The 20039-nt window shown below is 66.2% G+C and carries 12 protein-coding genes; 11 read left to right on the top strand and 1 reads right to left on the bottom strand.

Annotated features, from left to right (window positions below):
• The 3 genes from LPT13_RS01280 to LPT13_RS01290 all read left to right on the top strand — a co-directional run bounded on the left by LPT13_RS01280 (nucleotide 1) and on the right by LPT13_RS01290 (nucleotide 6613).
• The gene (locus LPT13_RS01280) at nucleotides 1-1302 is read left to right on the top strand and encodes an ATP-binding protein (protein WP_242162721.1); all 1302 of its coding nucleotides are present in this window, start codon (nucleotides 1-3) and stop codon (nucleotides 1300-1302) included.
• A 561-nt stretch (nucleotides 1303-1863) separates the two neighbouring features.
• Nucleotides 1864-6108 (top strand): MBG domain-containing protein, encoded by a 4245-nt coding sequence (locus LPT13_RS01285; protein WP_242164245.1) that lies wholly within the window; start codon nucleotides 1864-1866, stop codon nucleotides 6106-6108.
• Between the two features lies 1 nt (nucleotide 6109).
• Nucleotides 6110-6613, top strand: coding sequence for a hypothetical protein (locus tag LPT13_RS01290; protein ID WP_242162722.1), 504 nt, complete (start codon nucleotides 6110-6112; stop codon nucleotides 6611-6613).
• Between the two features lie 108 nt (nucleotides 6614-6721).
• Here LPT13_RS01290 and LPT13_RS01295 read toward each other — a convergent pair whose 3' ends face one another.
• The gene (locus tag LPT13_RS01295) at nucleotides 6722-8248 is read right to left on the bottom strand and encodes an ATP-binding protein (protein ID WP_242162724.1); all 1527 of its coding nucleotides are present in this window, start codon (nucleotides 8246-8248) and stop codon (nucleotides 6722-6724) included.
• Between the two features lie 185 nt (nucleotides 8249-8433).
• Between LPT13_RS01295 and LPT13_RS01300 the strand changes: the two genes are divergently transcribed.
• From LPT13_RS01300 to LPT13_RS01335, 8 genes are all read left to right on the top strand, one after another.
• Nucleotides 8434-15018 carry an MBG domain-containing protein gene (locus tag LPT13_RS01300; RefSeq protein WP_242162726.1) on the top strand — a complete coding sequence of 2195 codons (6585 nt, stop codon included), beginning with the start codon at nucleotides 8434-8436 and terminating at the stop codon, nucleotides 15016-15018.
• Nucleotides 15019-15421: 403 nt separating this feature from the next.
• Nucleotides 15422-15607 carry a hypothetical protein gene (locus LPT13_RS01305; protein ID WP_242162728.1) on the top strand — a complete coding sequence of 62 codons (186 nt, stop codon included), beginning with the start codon at nucleotides 15422-15424 and terminating at the stop codon, nucleotides 15605-15607.
• 252 nt (nucleotides 15608-15859) lie between these two features.
• The gene (locus LPT13_RS01310; RefSeq protein ID WP_242162730.1) at nucleotides 15860-16870 is read left to right on the top strand and encodes a transglutaminase-like domain-containing protein; all 1011 of its coding nucleotides are present in this window, start codon (nucleotides 15860-15862) and stop codon (nucleotides 16868-16870) included.
• Between the two features lie 67 nt (nucleotides 16871-16937).
• Nucleotides 16938-17990, top strand: a complete 1053-nt coding sequence (locus tag LPT13_RS01315) for a type II secretion system F family protein (protein WP_242162732.1) — start codon at nucleotides 16938-16940, stop codon at nucleotides 17988-17990.
• Nucleotides 17991-17996: 6 nt separating this feature from the next.
• Nucleotides 17997-18323, top strand: coding sequence for a hypothetical protein (locus LPT13_RS01320; protein ID WP_242162735.1), 327 nt, complete (start codon nucleotides 17997-17999; stop codon nucleotides 18321-18323).
• Entirely contained in the window at nucleotides 18320-18871 is a 552-nt protein-coding gene (locus tag LPT13_RS01325) for a DUF4860 domain-containing protein (protein WP_242162737.1), read from the top strand. Before LPT13_RS01320 ends, LPT13_RS01325 begins: the two co-directional genes overlap by 4 nt.
• 1 nt (nucleotide 18872) lies before the next feature.
• Nucleotides 18873-19406 (top strand): hypothetical protein, encoded by a 534-nt coding sequence (locus tag LPT13_RS01330; protein ID WP_242162739.1) that lies wholly within the window; start codon nucleotides 18873-18875, stop codon nucleotides 19404-19406.
• Nucleotides 19399-20037: a hypothetical protein gene (locus tag LPT13_RS01335; RefSeq protein ID WP_242162740.1), complete on the top strand. Its 639-nt coding sequence runs from the start codon at nucleotides 19399-19401 to the stop codon at nucleotides 20035-20037. Before LPT13_RS01330 ends, LPT13_RS01335 begins: the two co-directional genes overlap by 8 nt.
• The last annotated feature ends 2 nt before the right edge of the window (nucleotides 20038-20039 follow it).

Here is a 20039-nt window from a genome sequence, read left to right on the forward strand (position 1 = left end):
ATGCAACGCGATCTCATGCGAGAGCTTGAAAAGTGGGGGTCGTCCCCCCGCCGTAAGCCCGTTATCGTCAACGGCGCTCGGCAGGTAGGCAAAACTTGGCTGCTCAAGGAGCTTGGTCGCACGCGGTTCAAGAACGTCGCCTACGTCAACTTCGATAACAACACGCCGATGAAGGAGCTGTTCGAGGCGGGATACGATATCCCTCGGCTGCTGGTGGGCATTCAGGCGGAAACCGGCGAGCGCATCATTGAGGGCGAGACGCTCGTCATCTTCGATGAGATCCAGGAATGCCCCAAGGCTCTTACCTCGCTCAAGTACTTTCATGAGGGCATGCCGGGGCTCCACCTGGCGGCGGCCGGCTCTCTCCTGGGGCTTACCATCCATACGGGAACCGGCTATCCCGTTGGAAACGTCACCACGCTCGATCTCTATCCGCTCAGCTTCGGGGAGTTTCTCGACGCAACGGGAAGCGGTGCCCTTCGCGATCTTGTGGCGTCCGGCGACGTTCCCGGCATTTCAGCCTTTGCGTCCAAGCTCGCCCCCCTTTTGCGGCAGTACTACTTCGTCGGAGGCATGCCCGAGGCGGTCGAGGCCTTCGCGCGGGAGGGCGCTCTCTCTGCCGCGCGCGAGGTGCAGCGCCAGATCCTCTCCGACTACCAGCTCGACATGTCCAAGCACCTCAGTCCTCTGGAGGTGGAGCGCGTCCTTGCGGTATGGGGATCCATACCGCGGCACCTGGGGAGGGAGAACAAGAAGTTCGTCTTCGGGCAGATCAGGGATGGGGCGCGGGCGCGCGACTATCGCAGCGCCATTACCTGGCTGGCGCAAGCCGGCCTGGCGATCCCCGTGCGGAGGATCGCGAAGCCGGGCATTCCCCTCGCAGCCTATGCCGAGGAAGCGGCGTTCAAGCTGTTCCTGGTAGACGTAGGGTTGCTGGGGGCCCTGTCTGACCTCCCGGAACGGGTGGTGCTGGAGGGCAGCACCATTTTCACCGAGTTCAAGGGGGCTTTGACAGAGCAGTACGTGTGCCAGCAGTTGGTTTCGGCCTGCGGGCTCACGCCCTATTACTGGTCGGCGGAGAACACGGCTAGCGAGGTCGACTTTGTAGTCCAGTACGATGGCGAGGTCTATCCCATCGAGGTAAAGGCCGAGGAAAACCTGAGGTCGCGGAGCTTGCGCGCCTTCGCAGAGCGCTACCCCGCGACGCGCCCCCTGCGATTCTCGATGTCGAAGCCGCGCGTGGAATCATGGATGCGAAACATTCCCCTCTATGCCCTGCAGAACATGGATTTGTGGCGCTAGCGTTTATTGACTTGCCGGCCATTGGCGGGCAAGTCGGGACGTGAACGGGCATGCTCCGGTCACGTCTCTGGCATCTGGGCGGCCAGCCTCGATTTTTCAGCAAAACACGCTCGAATTTTCAGTAAATCATCCTCGATTTTTCAGTTGCATGCCTCGGAATGCGTCTATGTGCTCTCGTTTCTAGCCCCTCCGCGCGCAGCCCGCAGCTCCGTGCCTCTGGCGTTTCCCGCGCCCCTCGGGCCGCCCGGCGAACGACTTGAAAAGTGTGCTGTTCGCAACTACACGTAAACAAGTCGTAATTCTCCTTTAACCAGGGCGTATATTTGCGTCACAATCGACAACCGCCGGTGGTTTTCTTGTCATCTGCGAATGTGAAGAAGCTATGATGAAGTTTGGAGTGCGCCGGCGCAATTGGCAAGTTGCGTACAGGCCCCCATCCGAACCCTCGGGGGAGGTGCCGACTGGCAAGAAACGGCGCGCTGCACGACAAAAAGAGGTATCAAGCACAGACGTGTTGGAAGGGGCGACCCGTCGTCCCAAGAGAAGGAATTGGTGGTGGAGATGAGTGTGCTAGGGCGGTTGGTTGACGCCAGGAACACGGTGGAGGGCAAGGTCCTCTCGGTGTTCATGGCGGCGCTGCTGATCGTGTCGACGTTCAACGTGTCGGCATGGGCAGCGGAAAAGAGCCAGGAATCCTCTGAGACGCTGGTGACGGAGGTGAACGACAAGCAGGCCCCCGAGCAGCCCAAGGCTGAGCCCGAGAAGCCGGCCGCGCAGCCCGAGGCTGACGAGCCCGCGACCGAGCCCGAGGTGGAGAAGACCACCGCGCAGCTCGAGAACGCGACGCCGCGCCCCGAGGCTGAGGCGCCCGCGCAGGCGCCGGCCGCTCCCGTGGAGGAGAAGGCCGCCGACGTGGCGCTCAAGCTGAAGGTGCAGGACGCGACGCTCACCTACGACGGCAAGGCCGTCGCAGCTGACGCGAAGGAGCTGACGGTTCCGGCTGGTAAGGACGTCAAGTTCACCGTCGCCGCTGCCGATGGCTTCCAGCTGGGCGCCAAGGCCGTGAAGCTGGTCAACGCCGCCGGCGTCGAGTGCGAGCTGGCCGCGAACGCCGCCGGCGAGTACACCGTGCCCGCCGAGAAGCTGGAGGCCGGCGCCACCATCCAGGTAACCGCCGAGCCTGTCGCTGCCGAGGAGCCCGCTGCCCCGACGCAGCCCGCGACCCCGGTCGTCCCGGCCGACGATCCGACCGAGCCGTCCGACGAGCCCGCCACCCCCGAGGTTCCCGAGGCCCCGTCCGACTCCGCCACCACCGAGCCGGGCACCATCCTCGACGACTTCCTCGACATCTTCGGCGGCGGTTCGACGCTGAGCATTAACGGTGGCAAGGACATCACTCTTGAGGTTGGCGCGAGCAAGACCGTGAGCTCCAACAATGGCGATCATTCGTTGGTGAAGAACCACAGCTGGACATCGAGCGATGGAAAAATCGCAACGGTGAACGGGAATGGACCTTCAGCGACAGTGAAGGGCGTTTCTGCGGGTGTCGTGACAGTTACGCATTCCTATGAGTATTGGACTCTTAAAAATGGGTATAAGAAGGCCAGCGAGAAAATTACCGTTACGGTAAAAGCAACCAGTGCTCCCGTTGTCACATATAAAGCCAACGGCGGTCAGGGCTCTGATGTGTCCGTTGAGGCCACATGGGGCAGTCAGCTTCAGCGCTACGCTGTTACCCTGCCTGATCCTGCCGACATCGGTATCTCGAAGGAAGGTGCGGTCTTCATCGGCTGGTCGACGGCCGACTCGGGTGCCGGCACCAATAACGTCGCGAATACCGAGTTCACGGTGACCGAGAACACGACGCTCTACGCCATCTGGTTGGACGAGTCTGCCGAGAGCAGCCGTACCAATACGGCCTACTTTTATATCAGGAAGAACGGCGAGATCCAGAAGGAGCCCGCAGGATATCCTTCTGCAGACTATTACCCGACGAATTCAGCTATGACGCTGCGGGGCTCTCTGCGTCAGCCCATTGCTGTCAACAACAACGATTTAGCCGTGCTGGCCAATCTGAAGACGGTTCCTACCGATACCCAGATTCAACAGATGCTTCGGGGATATGGCGTCGCCTTTGATCCTGCGACGCAGTATGTTCACTGGTATGTCATCAAATCTCGCGACACTAAAGATAACACCTGGAATGTTGACGGCGTTATTCTCAGCAAAAGCGCTCACTTGGTTACTTATGATGCCAATGGTGGCGTAGCCAATATAGTGCCGGCGGGTAGAGAGTATATGAAAGACGTCACCGTCAATGTGGACTTCTCGGTGATTCCCGAGCGCACTGACCACGTCTTCTTGGGTTGGGATCGGAGCTCCTCTGCGATTACTCCCGAGTACCCTAAGGATCAAGCTGCCTCATTTACGATGCCCGATGAGGCGGTAACCCTGTACGCCATTTGGCGCTCCCGCTCGTCCGTTTTCTACACTTATACACCTTCGCCCGAAGAAGGCGGCTCTGTAACGCTGTCGAGCGAATTGGTGAAGCCCGAGTCTGGCAACGCTGAGGGCTCGACGGCTGAAGCGGGGACGGGCTACAAGTTTGACGGCTGGTATACCGGTGAAACGCTTCTTACCGAAGAAAACGCTGCTGCCAATAACGTGTTGCTGAGCACCGATGGCAAGACGATCATCCCCCAGAAGAACAGCAGCGGCCTCTATACTGGCGGTGATTTCGTAGCAAGGTTCTCTGCCGACCCGGAGGTGACCAAGTCCCTCGCGGCCACCGTCGACTACAAGCTGGGCGACGAGGTGCAGCAGGCCGACCGCGTCGACCTCAAGGCCACCGTCCAGTGGCTCGAGCCCGACACCCTGTCCACCGAGGGCGTGGCGGCCAAGGAGTACAAGGGCTGGAAGCTCGGCTCCATCACCGTCAACGGCACCGAGGTCGAGGCCCTGCCCGCCACCGTCAACAACGGCGACGCGGTGGTCTACAACTACGTGGCTCGCGACGATACCAAGTACACGGTCGAGTACTACACGCGTGGGCTTGGCTATGAGGGATATTCGCTTTACGGAACTCCGGAGGAGCATGAGGGCACGACCGGCTCCACGGCTACGGCTGACATCAAGAACATCGAGGGCTTCTATTACGTGAGCGGAGCTACCTCGGGCATTATTGCTGCCGATGGCTCCCTCGTTTTGAGGCTCTACTACGATCGTGAGACGTACGTCCTCACCTATGACTACGGCGAGGCGCCGGCCGGTGCGAGCTCCCTGCCGTTTAGGCAGGTGGCCCAGTACGGCCAGACCGTTGAAGTGGCTCCTAACGCCAGCGCACCTGGCTGGACCTTCTCCGGCTGGGATCGCCAGGGCGAGTTCACGATGCCCGCGGGTGACGTGACGATCAAGGGCTCCTGGACGGCCGATTTCTCTGCCATCGCTGCCACTCCTTATGAGGGCGTGTACGATGCTGCTGTTCACTACCCGACGGTGAGCGGGGCGCTTGACAGCGACGTTATCACCTACTCGGCCGACCTTCGCAACGTGACCAATGGCGCTGCTCCGGTCGAGATCACGATCACTCGCGGCACTGCCGTTCATAAGGTTGAGAGCACCGTTACCATCACCCCGCGTCCGGTCGTGGTCGCGGCTGACGACAACAGCAAGATTTACGGCACCGCTGATCCGGAGCTGACGGCCAACGCTCATGCTATTGCCGGCAACGCCGATTCCGGCCTGCTGAACAACGACACGGTTGACTATGAGGTGACTCGTGCTGCGGGCGAGGAGGCTGGCACCTACGCCATCACCCCGGCTGGCGATGCCATTCAGGGCAACTACACCGTGACCTACGAGCCGGCTGTCTTCACCATCACGCCTGCTGGTGGCAACGTGATCGAGGGCATCAACATCGCCGGCGGCGAGGGCATGACCAAGGTTTACGACGGCCAGGGTGCCACGATTGAGGCTACGGCGCTTCGCGAGGGCTCCACCATCCTGTACTCGCTGGATGGCGTGAACTTCTCCGAGGAGAACCCGCTGACCTCCGCCAACGTCGGCAGCTATGACGTGTACGTGATGGCCACCAACCCGAACTACGCCGACACGCCGGTCATTCGCAGGACTGTTACCATCACCCCGGCCCAGGTGACCGTCACCGCGGTCACGGGGCTGACCAAGGTCGCCGGCACGGCTGACCCGACCTTCACGGCTGACGTTGAGGGCCTGGTGAACGGCGAGTCCGCTGACCTCATCAGCTACACGGTCAGCCGCGAGGCTGGCGAGGCGGCCGGCAGCTATGCCGTCACCGCCACCGGCGCTGCCCTTCAGGGCAACTACGCGGTTCGCTACATCCCGGGCGCCTTCACCATCACGCCCGTCCCGGTGCCGCCGGCGCCGGTCACCCCGGTCACTCCGACCCCGGCCCCGGCCGGCCCGGCCGCTCCCGCCGCGGCTGCGCCCGCGCCGGTTGCCGCCGCCGTGGTTCCCGCCGCTGCTGCCGCCGTGCCCGCGGCCGAGACCATCCTCGAGGACCTGACCCCGCTGGCTGAAACTCCCGGCACCCCGGAGGTCATCGCCGACGACGAGACCCCCATGGCCGCGTTCGACCACCCGCACTGCTGGGTGCACTACTGGATCTTCCTGGGCATCTTCCTCACGCTGGTCTACGCCGCCGTGGTCATCGCCCGCCGTATGAACTACGTGCGCAAGATCGATAAGTACGAGGACAACCTGACCGGCGGTCAGAAGACGGGCGACGCCCGCGTGACCAAGCCCGTGGCCGGCGGAATGGAGGCTTAGCATGCGCAAGAGCAACTGGATCATCGTGGCCATTCTGGCCGCGGCCTCGGCCTTCTTCCTGTGGCTGTGGTACTACCTGAGCTTCAACCTGGTGGACAACCCGGTTGACCTGGCCTTCACCATCGTGTGGTGGGTGGCCATCATCGGCGCCTGCATCGGCATCCACGTTGCCGAGCGCCGCCGCCAGGAGCGCGTGCGTACCGCGTTCCTGGCCCCCGGCCTCATCTACAACTGCGAGGCCGGCATGGTGCGGGTGGAGGCCGGCGCCTCCCCCGTGGACGCGCTGCAGCAGACGCTGACCGACCTGAGCTACAGCTTCGACCTGCAGGACGAGCCCGACAACAAGCGCATCAGCTTCAGCCATATCGTGCGCTCGGCCAAGTTCGCCGACGACGGCGACACCTGGGAGGGCGAGGTCGTGTCGGTGACCTACCCCAACGCCAAGCCCCGCCCCTTCTCCAGCCGCGAGGAGCTGCTGGCCATAGTGGAGGGCGCCCCGGCGTAACCACCTGGGAAGAGGCAACAAGCAACAAGGGGGCGGCCCATCGGCCGCCCCCTTGCTTTCAGCAAGAACCATCCTAGTTCGCGCGAACCGCTGCACGTCTCGGAGAAGCTAGGCGCCAAGGCAGGTCAGGGGAACAACGAGGACTCCGCTGGGCATCTTGTAGGCGAACTGCCCTACGCCGACGAGAGCCAGGAGAAAAGAGGGATTAGGGTTACGCGCTGTGGGGTTCCCCGCAATCTTGCGTTGCAGCCGCAAGAGACTTCTCTCGGCGTCCTCCGCCTTGTTTGCCCCGAGTTTGATCTCGATCGCTCCCCAGCGGCCATCGCGCAACTCGATGATCGCGTCAACTTCCAGTCCATCGGCATCCCGGTAATAATGAAGTGAGTCGGGTTTGGTCTTTGAGAGGGCAGAAGTGTAGACACGCAGATCCCTCAGGCACATCTGCTCGAATAGCTGACCGAAAAGCTGGAAATTGCCAAGGAGCGAGCGCTCGTCTACACCAAGGAGGGCCGCCGGTATTGAGGGATCGGCGAAGTCGTAGCGAGGGCGGGAGCGTAGCCTCTGTGGTGACTTGATGGGCGCCTCCCATCCGCGCAACTCGTCAACAACGAATCTGCTTGTGAAATAGGCAAGCAAGTCCCTCGTGCGCCGCCTTCCCGTCTCGGTGACTTTGCCGTCAGTGAGATACCCCATATCTGCGGTCAATGTGTCTACCTTAGGGGCGCTTCCCATGTTTCGGGCGAGCGATTGGAGGAAGCGTCTCAGATCGCTTTCTGGCTCAGGAGCTACGGCATCCTGGGATGCAACGAGAGCATCTACATATTGCGTAGCGACGAGAGCGGCAAGGTCGCGATCGAGGCTAAGGGCCGCCGGCCATCCACCGCAACAGACCAACTCAGCCAGCCTGGCCGGGCTGGTCTCATTTGATGCGGGCTGGAACTCTCCCTCAAATAATGCGGAAAGCGATACCTTTGCGGAGGAGGCTCCGGATTCTTGAAGCGACATGGGCCACATGCGCAGGCGGGATATGCGCCCCGATCCCGTATGCATGGTCGAGCTTTTTGCCGGACGCGAAGACCCTGTTAGGATGTAAAGCCCGCGCTCGTGCGGAGCAGCATCGACACGCCTGCGTACCGCGTCCCAAAGTGGCGGGACGATCTGCCATTCGTCGATGACACGAGGAGTCTCCCCTGACAGAATCGAGTCGGGAGCCATCTCGGCTAACGCCCTTGTTTCAGGGTCGTCGAGATTGCACTCGCTGCTTCCATGCTCGAGGGAGGTTCGAGTTTTCCCCGACCACATGGTGCCGGCTATCTCGACGGCGCCAAAGGCTTTCAGATGAGTTTGAACGGTAGTGTCCAGTATTCGCGGAATATAGGAATTGCCGACGGGAATCATATGTCCTCCTATCTGGTGTTGGGCAAATAGTAGCGTAAAAATGGGCAAAAAGTAGTGATAAAAGAGGGCAAAAGGTAGCGAATCCTTGAAGCTGAGGAGTGAATGCGTCGCGAGTTTGGCCGTAGTTGCCGCAGAGCGGGGCTGACGGGGGCTTTCTGCTACTTTCGTTGGATTTTGGGGTGCATGAAGTATGGAGAAAATGTAGCGAATGACGTAAATGTCACTGGTTTGCGGCATTAGGGCTATCCGTGGGCAAACCGTTACCTTTAAGATACTAATTGGATAACCCTCTATGGCAAACGGGGGGTTTCGTCTTGCGTCCGTCTGCAGGCAAACAGCCGGGCCCGGGACAGAGTTTCAATGCGAAGGAGGGGCGGCGCCGTCGCCCCTGAAGCAGGAAAGACCGGTGGTGAAAAATGAGCGTGTTGAGGAGACTCGCCGACGCCCGGAACACCGTTGAGGGGAAGTTCCTCGCGGTGCTGATGGCGGCGGTGCTGGCCGTGTCGATGTGCGGCATGCCGGCATGGGCCGACACCAAGGCCGACGCAGGGCAGACCTCCGCAGCAGCGGAGAAGCCCGCGAACCCCGTGATATCCCTCAGCCTGGGCAACGGCTACCTCGTCTACGGGGCGGGGCAGATCGTGAAGGCCCCGGCCACGAAGGTGACCGCGGTGGCCGGCAGGGACTTCAAGTTCGTGCCCGAGGCCGACAAGGGCTACAAGGTGGCGTCGGTGTCGCTGAGCGTCCAGGGCACGCAGCTCGACCTCTACCCCAACTCCTTTGGCGAGTACGTCATCCCCGCGGCCAAGCTGGCGGGCGGCGCGCACCTGACGCTGGTGACCGAGAAGGTGTCCACGTCCTCTTCCAGCGCGCCGAGCACCACTCTTAACAGCCAGAGCACGATGACCCCGGAGAATCCTGGCGCGCCGGTGTCCGAGGCCATCAGCCAGTCGGGTGAGATCACCCAGCAGTTCGTGACGGAGAACCTGGCCGAGGGCGCCGAGCAGCCCGCCGGCGCCACCGGCACCGCTTCGACCAAGCCCGCGCCTGTCGACAACGGCGCCGTGGAGGTGGCCGTCAACGACGCCGTGACGCTGAACTCCGACCGCGGCGACTTCGCCCATGCCTGGACTTCCTCGAACAAGGACGTGGCCGTGGTGGCCGGCGAGCGCGGCGTCGCGCTGGTCAACAGCATGGCCGAGGGCACGGCCGTCATCACGCACACCTACGCCGCCTACGGCGAGGACGGCCACAAGTGGAAGACCCAGTCCGAGACGTGGACGGTGAAGAGCGTCGCCAGCCAGGCACTGGCCGTGACCGCGCCGGCGACCGACCCGGCCGACGCGACCGACCCGGCGGGCGACCAGCCGACCGACGGCCAGCAGAAGCCGGCTGACGAGGCGACCCCCGGCTCGCAGCAGGTCCCGGCCGCCGAGCCCGAGCCGCAGGACGGCGGCGACGAGGGCGACTGGCCCATGCCGAAGCAGCCCACCATCACCATCACCTATGCCTTCCACAATAATGAGGGTGCCCCGCTCGACGAGCTGCCCGAGCCCTATGTGGCCACCGGCAAGGAGGGCATGTCGCTCGTGCCCAGCTCCTATGTCAAGCCCATCGAGGGCTACGTGGTCGTGGACGTTCCCGAGTCGGTCGAGTTCGGCACCGAGGACGTCACCCTCACCGTCACCTACCACCGTGACGCCAACGGCAACGGCACGCCCGACTGCCGCGAGTACGGCGCCTCGGTGCGGCTCGACAGCTGGACTTACGGCGACACGTCCAACAGCCCGGTTGCCGCCATCGTCCCCTCGGCGGCCTTCACGGAGGTGACCGCGGCCGACTTCCCCGGCAAGCCGGCCATCGCCTATCGCGATCGCAGCGCCGCCGCCGCGGAGTGGGTCGAGGACAAGCCCCACGATGCCGGCGAGTACGAGGTGCGCGCCACCTGGCAGTCCGAGAAGTACGGCGAGGTGACCGCTACCCAGCAGTTCTCCATCTACCCGCGCGCCATCACGCTGACTAGCGCGAGCGACGCGAAGGAATACGACGGCACCGAGCTCTCCAAGCCCGAGGTGAACGTGACCGAGGGAAGCTGGGCGTACAGCGAGGGCGCCGACTATGACGTGACCGGCAGCATCACCGAGGTCGGCGAGGTCGAGAACGCCTTCACCTACACGCTGAAGGACAACACCAAGGCGAGCAACTACACCATCACCTGCGTCAACGGCAAGCTGACCGTGACCAAGGCCGGCACCGCGGCCGGCAAGCTGACCGTGTTCGCCGCCTCGGCGCAGAAGTACTACGACGGCACGCCGCTCACGGCGGGCTACGCCTACGAGGGCCCCCTGGCCGAGGGCGACACCCTGGAGGTGGCCACCGAGGGCACCATCACCAACGTCGGCACCGCCGAGAACAAGATCACCAGCCTGAGCGTGGTGAACGCCGACGGCGCAGACGTGACCGCCAACTACAACATCGAGGCCTCGTCTACGCCCGGCACGCTCACGGTCGTCCCGCGCGAGGTTGTCCTGGCCAGCGCGAGCGACTACAAGATCTACGACGGCGAGCCCCTCACCAACCACGACGTGACCGTCGGCGGCAAGGGCTGGCCCGAGGGCGAGGGTGCCACGGTCGAGGTGACCGGCACCCAGACCGAGGTGGGATCGTCCGAGAACACGATCACCTACACCCTGAACGAGGGCATGAGCGCCGACAACTATCGTATCACCCTGAAGCCCGGCACCCTGACCGTCGGCAGCGCCGACGCCGTGCACGAGGTGTCCGTCGTGGCCAAGAGCAGCGCGGTCACCTACGACGGCCGCACCCAGGTGGTCGAGGGTTTCGAGGGCTGCGAGGGCACGGCCGCCCCGACCTTCACCATCGAGGGCGAGACCTACACCGTGTCGGGGCTGACCGCCCAGGCCAGCGGCACCGACGCCGGCGAGTACGCGGTGAACGTCATGGGCACGCCCCAGGTCACCGACAGCCAGGGCGACGACGTGACGGCGCAGTTCAACGTGAAGACCGTGAACGGCACGCTCTCCATCGCCAAGCGCCACGTCGTCTTGGTGAGCGCCGACGCTGTGAAGAACTACGATGGCGAGCCGCTTGTCAACGCTACCGTGCGCGACGAGGGCGACGGCTGGGCATGGAACGACGGCGCCACCTACCAGGTGACGGGCGCGCAGACCGCCGTCGGCTCGTCTGACAACGCCTTCACCTACACGCTGAACGCCAACACGAAGGCGTCCAACTACGACATCGAGTGCCTCTTTGGCACGCTGACCGTCAACGCGGCCGACACCGAGTCCGTCGTCACGCTGATCGCCAAGTCCGAGACGGTGAAGTACGACGGCACGGCTCACGAGGTGACGGGCTTCCGCGTGAAGGGCAGCGACGACGCCACCTTCGTCGTCGACGGCAAGACCTACACGGTCGAGGCGACCGTCGGCGCCGCCGGCACCGACGCGGGCACCTACCCGGCCAAGCTGACCGGCACCCCCAAGATCACCGACGCCGACGGCAACGACGCGACCGGCCGCTTCGCCGTGGCCCTGGCGCCCGGCGCCGGCCTGACCATCGAGAAGCGCTCTATCACGCTGAAGGCCGTTAACCAGGAGAAGGTCTACGACGGTACGCCGCTCGTCAACACCAACCTGATGCCTGCCCTGGACGGTGACGGCTGGGCCGCCGGCGAGGGCGCCACGTATGCCTTCACCGGCTCCCAGACGCTGGTGGGCACGTCGCCCCTCACCTTCACCTACACGCTGAACGCCAGCACGAAGGCGTCCAACTACGACATCACGACCTATCCGGCCAGCCTGACGGTGCTCAACCGCGACGCCCGGTTCGATGTGAACGTGGCGGCTGCCTCCAAGACCGTGACCTACGACGGCGCGGATCAGGCAGTGACCAGCCTGGCCGGCGAGCAGGACTACACGATCGGCGCGGGCGATTCCGTCCGCACGGTGCGCGCCGTCGAGGTGCGCCCTGGTGGCGTGCCGTTCTACGTGACCGGGCTTACGGTCGAGGGCCACGGCAAGGACGTCGGCCGGTACGCGATCGGCGTCACCGGCGCCGCCGTTGTCTACGACGCCCAGGGCAACGACGTGACCGAGCAGTTCGCCGTGACCACGACGGCCGGCGAGCTCGTCATCGACAAGCGTCCGCTGGCCCTGGTGTCTGCCGGAATCGAGAAGCCCTATGACGGCTCGCCCCTGACCAACGGCGACACGCCGCTGCTCATCGAGGAGGGCTGGGCCGCCGGCGAGGGCGCTACGTACGTGTTCTCCGGATCGGCCACGCGCGTGAACGAGACGGTGACCAACGCCTTCGAGATCGTCCCCGACGCGGGCACGAACCTGGACAACTACCTCCTCACGAAGCAGGAGGGCGACCTGCGCATCGTCAACCCCGCGGCGCCTCACACCCTGGTCGTCGCGGCCAATTCCGCCACCTTCACCTATGACGGCGAGGAGCACTCCGTCGGCGGGTTCCCCGGCGAGTTCGTCGACCAGCTTGGCCGCACCGTCGTGCCCGCACAGCTCGGCGAGGGCGGTGCCACCTTCTACGTGACCGGCCTGCATGCGCCCGCCATCACGGCCACGAATGCGACGGAAGGGCGCACCGGCGTCGTCGAGACGGACGCCAACGTCGTCGTCTACGACGCGGACGGCCAGGTGGTCACCGAGATGTTCAACGTCAAGCCCGAGCCGGGCAAGCTGGTGATCAACCCGCGCCCCGTCACCTTCGAGTCGCCCAGCATCGACAAGCCCTACGACGGCACGCCGCTCGTCGGCGACGCCGCGGCCATGATCATCGGCGGCGAGGGCCTGGTGGCCGGCCAGGAGGTCGAGTTCACGATGACCGGCTCCCAGACGCTGGCGGGCTCGTCCGACAACTCCTTCACCTACGTCTGGAAGGACGGCACCAACGCCGCCGCCGACAACTACGCCGTCACCCTCAAGACCGGTACGCTGACCGTGACGAAGGAGGGCGCCACGAGCGTCGTCACCCTGACCATCGGGTCGGCCGACGCCACCTACGACGGCCAGCCCCACGGCCCCGAGGGCTTCGAGGGCGAGCGCGGCAGCGTGTCGGTGCCCGCCGCCGGCGACCGCCCGGCCTACGAGGCGGAGGGCATCTGGGCCACGTCCGGCAACGTCCGCTTCCTGGTGAACGTGGACGGCTACCGCCTGGGCGACTTCCCCGTGAACGCGGGCGTGTACCAGGTGGGCGCCACGGGCGCGGCCGTCGTCTTCGACGAGAACGGCAACGACGTGACCGATGTGGTCGGCGTCATCGTGAAGCCGGGCGCCGTCACCATCGCCCCGCGCGAGGTGAGCCTGGAAAGCAACAGCGACGCCAAGGTCTACGACGGCACGGCCCTCACGGGCACGAGCGTGGCCGACGTGTCCGCCGAGGGCGCGGGCTGGGTCGAGGGCGAGGAGGCCACGTTCCTCTTCACCTCGTCGCAGACCAACGTCGGCAGCGTCGAGAACCGCTTCGACTGCCTGCCGAACGCCGCGACCCGCATCAGCAACTACAGCATCGCCTCCAAGGCCGGCACGCTGACCATCGTGCCCCAGAGCATCGACCCGGCGGCGCCGACCGAGATCAATCCCGACGACCTGACCCAGGCCGTCTACACCGGCGCCGAGGCGCTGCCCATGCCGACGCTCACCTATGCCGGCCAGGCCCAGGAGCCGGTGCCGACCATCGTCACCGCCAACGGCCAGGTGCTGCGCCAGGGCGCCGACTTCGCGCTGGCCTATGAGGGCAACACTACCAACGTAGGCACTGCGAAGGCTGTGGCGACGGCCAACCCCGCCGGCAACTTCCGCGGCACCGTGGCATGCGAGTTCGAGATCGTGCCCGCCCCGGCCCGCATCATCGTCAACCCGGCCGCCAAGTTCTTCGGCGACGACGACCCGGCCGCGTACGGCGGCTACGCCGTGGACGGCCTGTTCGGCAGCGACGTGCTGGGCACCGTCACCCTCACCCGCCTGGGCGACGCCGAGGAGGCCGGCACCTACCCCGGCGTCATCGACGCCACCGTCGCCCAGCAGAACGGCAACTACGTGGTGACCGGCGTCGAGCGCGGCGCCTTCACCATCGCGCCCGTCGAGGGCAACGCGCTGCTGCTGCAGAACGTGGCCGGCGCCGACAGCTTCTCGAAGACCTACGACGGCCGCCCGGCCGTGGTGCGCGCCACCGCCCTTCAGCCGAACTCCACCATCTGGTTCTCGGCCGACGGGACGCTGGACAACTGGACCACCGACATGCCCGACTTCGTGAACGCCGGCACCTACCAGGTGTACGTCCAGGCTACCCACAACAACTTCGAGCCCACCGCGCCCGTGCTGGCCACGGTGGTCATCAACCCGGCCATCGCCACCGTCGCGGTGGACAACGCCACCAAGGTGGCCGGCGACAACGACCCCGACTTCACCGGTACCGTTACCGGCCTGGTGGCCGGCGACGAGCTGGAGGACCTGGCCTACGTCCGCACCATCGACGACGAGGCCATCGGCACCTACCCCGACGCGCTGACCGCCACCTACTACCCGAACCCGAACTACAGCGTGCGCGTGGTGGACGGCGACTTCGCCATCACCGCGCCGGCTGCGCCGCTGCTGCCCAACGCACTGGGCTCCGGCCCCACCCCGGGCGTTGCGCCCGACGACGGCCCGATGGCGTCGCTGGCCGGCATCCTGGGCAGCCCCTTCGAGATGTTCGTGGGGGATGACGAGACCCCGCTGGCCGAGACCTCCATCGAGGACGACGCCACGCCGCAGGCCGCGTTCGACCATCCGATGTGCTGGGTGCACTTCTATATGTTCCTGGGCATCGCGGTGACGGCGATCTACGGGGCCGTGTGCATCGCGCTGCGCCTGCGCGGCGCCCGCGAGATCACCGACCTGGAGAACGACCTGACCGCCGGTGGCCGTCGTCCGCGGCGCGCGACGCGCCCGGTGCGGCCCGGCGCTGACGGGGCCGAGGCCTAGCGGCCGCCCCGTCATCCGCTTAGACGCAGGGAGGCGCCCCACCCGGGGCGCCTGAGAGAGACAGGGGCGCCCGCGTGGGAGCCCGAGGCACGCAGGGAGGCGCCCCAAATGGGGCGCTTCCCTTGCGTTTGGGGCGGCCGTTTCGGACGGCGGCGTGTCGCACCCTGTTTACCTCATTTGTAAGGTCATTGTTACTTTCGCCCAACTTCTGCGCACGAGGAACCCCGCCCATGTCACGAGCGCGGGCGCGGCCCATTTCGATGCCGTGCCGCGGCGCGAAAGGTCTACCATGGTTTACCTGTGAGGCCGGGAAGGCCCGGGTCATTACGCGCTCGACGCTCGACGCCGGCGCGGTCGCCGAGGATGCGCAAGGGACGCCGATACGCCTCGGAGAAGGGGAACCATGAGATCCGGCAACTGGATCATACCGATCATCCTGGTAGGAGCGGCGCTCTTCTACCTGATCATCTGCGCGTCCATGGGCCCGACCCTGCTCAACTCCCCCTCGGGCCTGGTGCTTTCCGCCATCTGGTGGGTGGCGGTGGTGGTTGCCTGCGTGGGCATCCGCGCCAGCGGGCTTCGCCAGTAGGCGCCCGCGTTCGCGTCCGCCGCGCCGGGCACGCGCTGCGTCCGCCGGGCCGGGCCTCCGCCCCGCCCGATCCCCCCGCCTGCCGGCCCTTTTCGCGCCGTTGCGCTTCGTGCGGGAACGTTACTCCCAGGTGGGCATTCGTTACCAGGTAAAGCCGCGAATGTGGCCTGCCCTCGTGTGCGCTCCAGCGGTATGCGGGTATAATGGCACCCAGGATTCACGGGGGCCCTGCCCGCGCTTCGAGGGAGTTTCTTGAGTACGCTTCACCATAGAGTTCATCGCGTTCTCGGCGCCGTCCTGGGGACGGCGCTTCTGGTGGCGTGCCTGGCCCTCGCCGGCTGCGGGGGCGGCGGAGGCGGGGGAACCGCCTCGGCATCGCCCGCCACGCCCGCGCCCTCCGGCCCGAGCGGGTCGGGCGGCGGCGGATCGAACAGCGGCGAGACGTCCGGCCCGGCCTACATCGAGCCCGACCCCATCGCGATGTCCAGCTTCAACGAGTCCGCAGCCGTCAAGGGCCAGGGCGGATCCATCGACGTGTCGTCGGCATCCAAGGGCTACGTGGGCGCTTCGGCCGTCAGCAGCAGCCGCCTGAAGTTCCAGGTGGTGTGCGGCGAGCGCAGCTACAACTACGACCTCCCCGGCGACGGCACGCCCATCATCTGCCCCCTCAACATGGGCAACGGCTCCTACACCTTCCGCATCATGCAGAACACGAGCGGGTCGAGCTACGTCGAGGTGGCCTCGACCACGGCCGACGTGACGCTCGAGAGCGAGTTCGCGCCCTACCTGGTGCCCAACGTCTTCTGCAACTACACGCCGTCCAGCACGGCGGTGACCCAGGCCCGCGCGCTGGCGGCCGACGCCCAGAACGAGGGCGACGTGGTGAAGGCCGTCTACGACTGGATGACCAGCACGGTCACCTATGACAAGGGCAAGGCGGCCCAGCTGGCCGACGCGACGGGCTACGTGCCCAGCCCCGACGCCACGCTGGCGGCGAAGACCGGCATCTGCTTCGACTACGCGTCGCTGGCCGCGGCCATGTTCCGCAGCCTGGGCATACCCTGCCAGATAGTGACGGGCTACGTGTCGCCCGACAACATCTACCACGCGTGGAACATGATCTACATCGACGGGAAGTGGGTGTCGGCCCACCTCACCGTCAACCCCGACACGTGGACGCGCGTCGACCTGACCTTCGCGGCGGCCGGCGCGGGAAGCACCATCGGGGACGGAACGACCTACACCGACCGCTACGTCTACTAGGGGGACGCGCGGCCAGGCGATAACGTAAGGCCCCGCCCAGGCGGGGGAGAGGCGAAGGAGCAAGGGAATGAGCAAGTCTTTGCTGGAAAGCAGCGCGCTGAGCGCTTTCTGCGAGAGCGTCGCGCTCATGCTGTCGGCGGGCATCCAGACCGACGAGGCCGTGTCGATGCTGTCCGAGAACATGGAGGACAGCGCCTTCAAGCGCGCCTGCAACCGGGTGTACGCGGGGCTCATCAGCGGGGCCACGCTCTCCCAGGCCATGGAGGAGTCGGGCGCCTTCCCGCGCTACGCCGTGGACATGGTGGGCGTGGGCGAGACGGCGGGCCGTCTGGAGGAGGTGCTGCGCTCGCTGGGCGTCTACTACGACGAGGAGGATCGCCTGTTCGCGAAGATCCGCTCGTCCATCGGCTACCCGGCCGCGCTGCTGTGCCTGATGAGCATCATCCTGGCGTTCACCGTGGCGGTCATCCTGCCGGTGTTCGTCGGCGTGTACGACAACCTGGCCGGCGGCCTGACCACCGGGTCGTTCAACGCGGTGGCCGTGTCCATCGGCATCGGCTGGGTGGCCCTGGCGGTGACGCTGGTGTGCACGGTGGCGGCCCTGGCGGGGCTCGTCGCCAGCCGCAGCGAGGGTGGTCGCCAGTCCATCATGCGCCTGCTCGAGAAGGTGCCCGTCACGCGCCAGGCCATGTACCAGCTGGCGCTGTCGCGCTTCACGTCGGCCGTGGCCATCTACACCGCGTCGGGCGTGAACACCGACGACGCCATGAAGGAGGCCCTGTCCACCGTCGAGCACGGCGTGCTGCGCGAGAAGGTGGCCGCCGCCTACGAGGCCATGATCAGCCCCGTCACCGCCAAGAGCCTGGCCCAGGCCATCGGCGACCACGGCGTGTTCGAGCCCGTGTACGCGCGTATGCTGACCATCGGCTCGCGATCCGGCAGCCTGGACGCCGTGCTCGACCGCCTGTCCGGCACCTTCTTCGACGATGCCGTCATCCAGATCGACCGCGTGATCGACGCCACGGAGCCGGCCCTGGCCGCGTTCCTCACCGTGGCGGTGGGGGCCACCCTCATCTCGGTCATGCTGCCGCTCATCGGCATCATGGGATCCATCGGGTAGGCAGCCATGTACCACGAGCAGACAATCCGAGACCTCCGGCGACGCCGGCGCAACCGCCTGCTGGCGGCGCTGCTGGCGTGCGTGCTGGCGGTGGCCGTGGGCATCGGCTTCTCGGCGGTGAGCGATTCCCTGCGCGAGCAGGGGGCCGCGGCCGTGCGGGACGCGGTGCTCGACTCGGCCATGCAGTGCTGCGCCATCGAGGGGTCGTACCCGTCGTCGCTGGACTACCTTGAGCGCGAGTACGGGCTGCAGGTCAACCACGACGACTACGTCATCACCTACGAGGCGTTCGCGGGCAACGTGATGCCCAGCGTGGTGGTGGTGCCGCGATGAGCTACCAAGACCGGCAGACCGAGCGCGACGCCCAGTTCATGAACGCCGTCCAGGGCGGCCTGACCTCGGCCATCGACCGCGGGTCGGGGCGCACGCGGGAATACGGCCGCGTGTTCACCGCCCTTCTGTTCGCGCTGTTCATCATCACGCTGCTCATGGCCATCATGGCCGGCACGCGGGTGTACAGCGCCCTTTCCGACATGCGCGACCAGACCGACCAGAGCCGCCTGGCCATGGGGCTGCTGGTGAACAGCGTGCGCGCCGACGACGCCATCGACGCCATATCGGTGGGCGCCGGCCCCGAGGGGCGATCCCTCGTGCTGACCGAGCGCCTCAACAGCGGCACCTACGAGACGCGCATCTACCTGTACCAGGGCCAGGTGGTGGAGGAGTACTCCGTCGCCGGCACGCCCTACACCCCCGAGAAGGCCACGCCCGTCGTGCCTACCGACACCTTCGACTTCAGCTACGCCGACGGCCTGCTGACCATCATCACCGACGAGGGCCGCGCCGACGTGGCCCTGCGCAGCGTGAGGGGAGGTGCCTGATATGCCCCGGGGATTCGCCGATCATTCCGTGCGGCGGCGCACCTCGTCCGACCGCGCCGTGTGGGCCGGCGCCGCCTTCGTGGTGGAGGCCCTCATCCTGCTGGCGTTTCTGGCCGGCTGCCTGGCCGTGTTCATGCAGCTGTTCGGCGATGCCAGCGAGACGGGGCGCCAGAACGTGCGGCTGGAGCGCGCCGTGGAGGCGGCGTCGAACCGCGCCGAGCAGTTCGCGGCCAACCCGCTGGCCGGCGACGTGACGCCCGGCGAGGGCGGCGCCTACGTGAGCCGCGACGACGCGGGCGACGGCCTGGTGGTCGAGTGCTCCATCGTGCCCGAGCCGCTGGAGGCGGGCATGCTGTACCGCGCGACCATCGTCGTGACCGACGGCGGCGAGGCGGTCTACGACCTGGCGACCGCGCGCTACGTGCCCGCGTCGGACGGCGCGAGCGCCGGCAGCGCGCCGGGCGCCAACGCCGGCACCGCGGCGGCAGGTGGCGCCACGACGGGCGCCGCGCAGGGAGGTGGCGCCAATGGCTAAGAGCCACGGATCGGTGCGCATGGGCCCCATCAGCCTGTTCGCCCTCATCATCATCTTGTGCCTGGCGGTCATGGCGGTGCTTGCCGTCACCACCGCCCAGGCGACCTACGCGCTCACGCAGCGCCAGGGCACCGCGGCTGCGGAGGCCTATCAGGCCGAGACGGCCGCCCAGCGCTTCATGGGCGCCCTCGACGCCGAGCTGGCCGCCGTGCACGCCGCCGACCTGCCGCCGAACCAGACGCTGGCGGCGGTGGAGCAGGCGCTCCCGGGCCTGTGCGAGGAGGCCGTCGCCGCCACGGCGGACGCCGATGGCGCCCCGGTGGCGATCGAGGCCGAGGCGAGCATCATCACCACCGACAAGGCGGCCAACCTGGCCGGCATCGTCGGCGTCGGCCGCACGGGCGACCCGCTGCGCGACGGGACGCCCGTCGAGGGCATGACCCCGCTGCTCGACGACAAGCTGGGCGCCGTGCACGCCGCCTTCGTCACCGACGGCGGCCATGCGCTCGACGTCATCGCGGCCCTCTGCGATGACGGCACCTACGAGATTCTTTCCTGGAAGGCAACGACGTTGTGGAACGAGGAGGGCGCGGGCGAGACCCTGTGGTCGGGATCGCCTTCCCTCGGATAGGA

The organism is Adlercreutzia faecimuris, from assembly GCF_022669055.1.
Classification (GTDB): domain Bacteria; phylum Actinomycetota; class Coriobacteriia; order Coriobacteriales; family Eggerthellaceae; genus Enterorhabdus; species Enterorhabdus faecimuris.

Bases quoted from the DNA above. Each gene is read 5' to 3' on its own strand.
- LPT13_RS01285 (WP_242164245.1), top strand. From the start codon at position 1,864: ATGAGTGTGCTAGGGCGGTTGGTTGACGCCAGGAACACGGTGGAGGGC.
- LPT13_RS01330 (WP_242162739.1), top strand. From the start codon at position 18,873: ATGCCCCGGGGATTCGCCGATCATTCCGTGCGGCGGCGCACCTCGTCC.
- LPT13_RS01295 (WP_242162724.1), bottom strand. From the start codon at position 8,248: ATGCCGCAAACCAGTGACATTTACGTCATTCGCTACATTTTCTCCATA.
- LPT13_RS01325 (WP_242162737.1), top strand. From the start codon at position 18,320: ATGAGCTACCAAGACCGGCAGACCGAGCGCGACGCCCAGTTCATGAAC.
- LPT13_RS01290 (WP_242162722.1), top strand. From the start codon at position 6,110: ATGCGCAAGAGCAACTGGATCATCGTGGCCATTCTGGCCGCGGCCTCG.
- LPT13_RS01315 (WP_242162732.1), top strand. From the start codon at position 16,938: ATGAGCAAGTCTTTGCTGGAAAGCAGCGCGCTGAGCGCTTTCTGCGAG.
- LPT13_RS01305 (WP_242162728.1), top strand. From the start codon at position 15,422: ATGAGATCCGGCAACTGGATCATACCGATCATCCTGGTAGGAGCGGCG.
- LPT13_RS01280 (WP_242162721.1), top strand. From the start codon at position 1: ATGCAACGCGATCTCATGCGAGAGCTTGAAAAGTGGGGGTCGTCCCCC.
- LPT13_RS01335 (WP_242162740.1), top strand. From the start codon at position 19,399: ATGGCTAAGAGCCACGGATCGGTGCGCATGGGCCCCATCAGCCTGTTC.
- LPT13_RS01320 (WP_242162735.1), top strand. From the start codon at position 17,997: ATGTACCACGAGCAGACAATCCGAGACCTCCGGCGACGCCGGCGCAAC.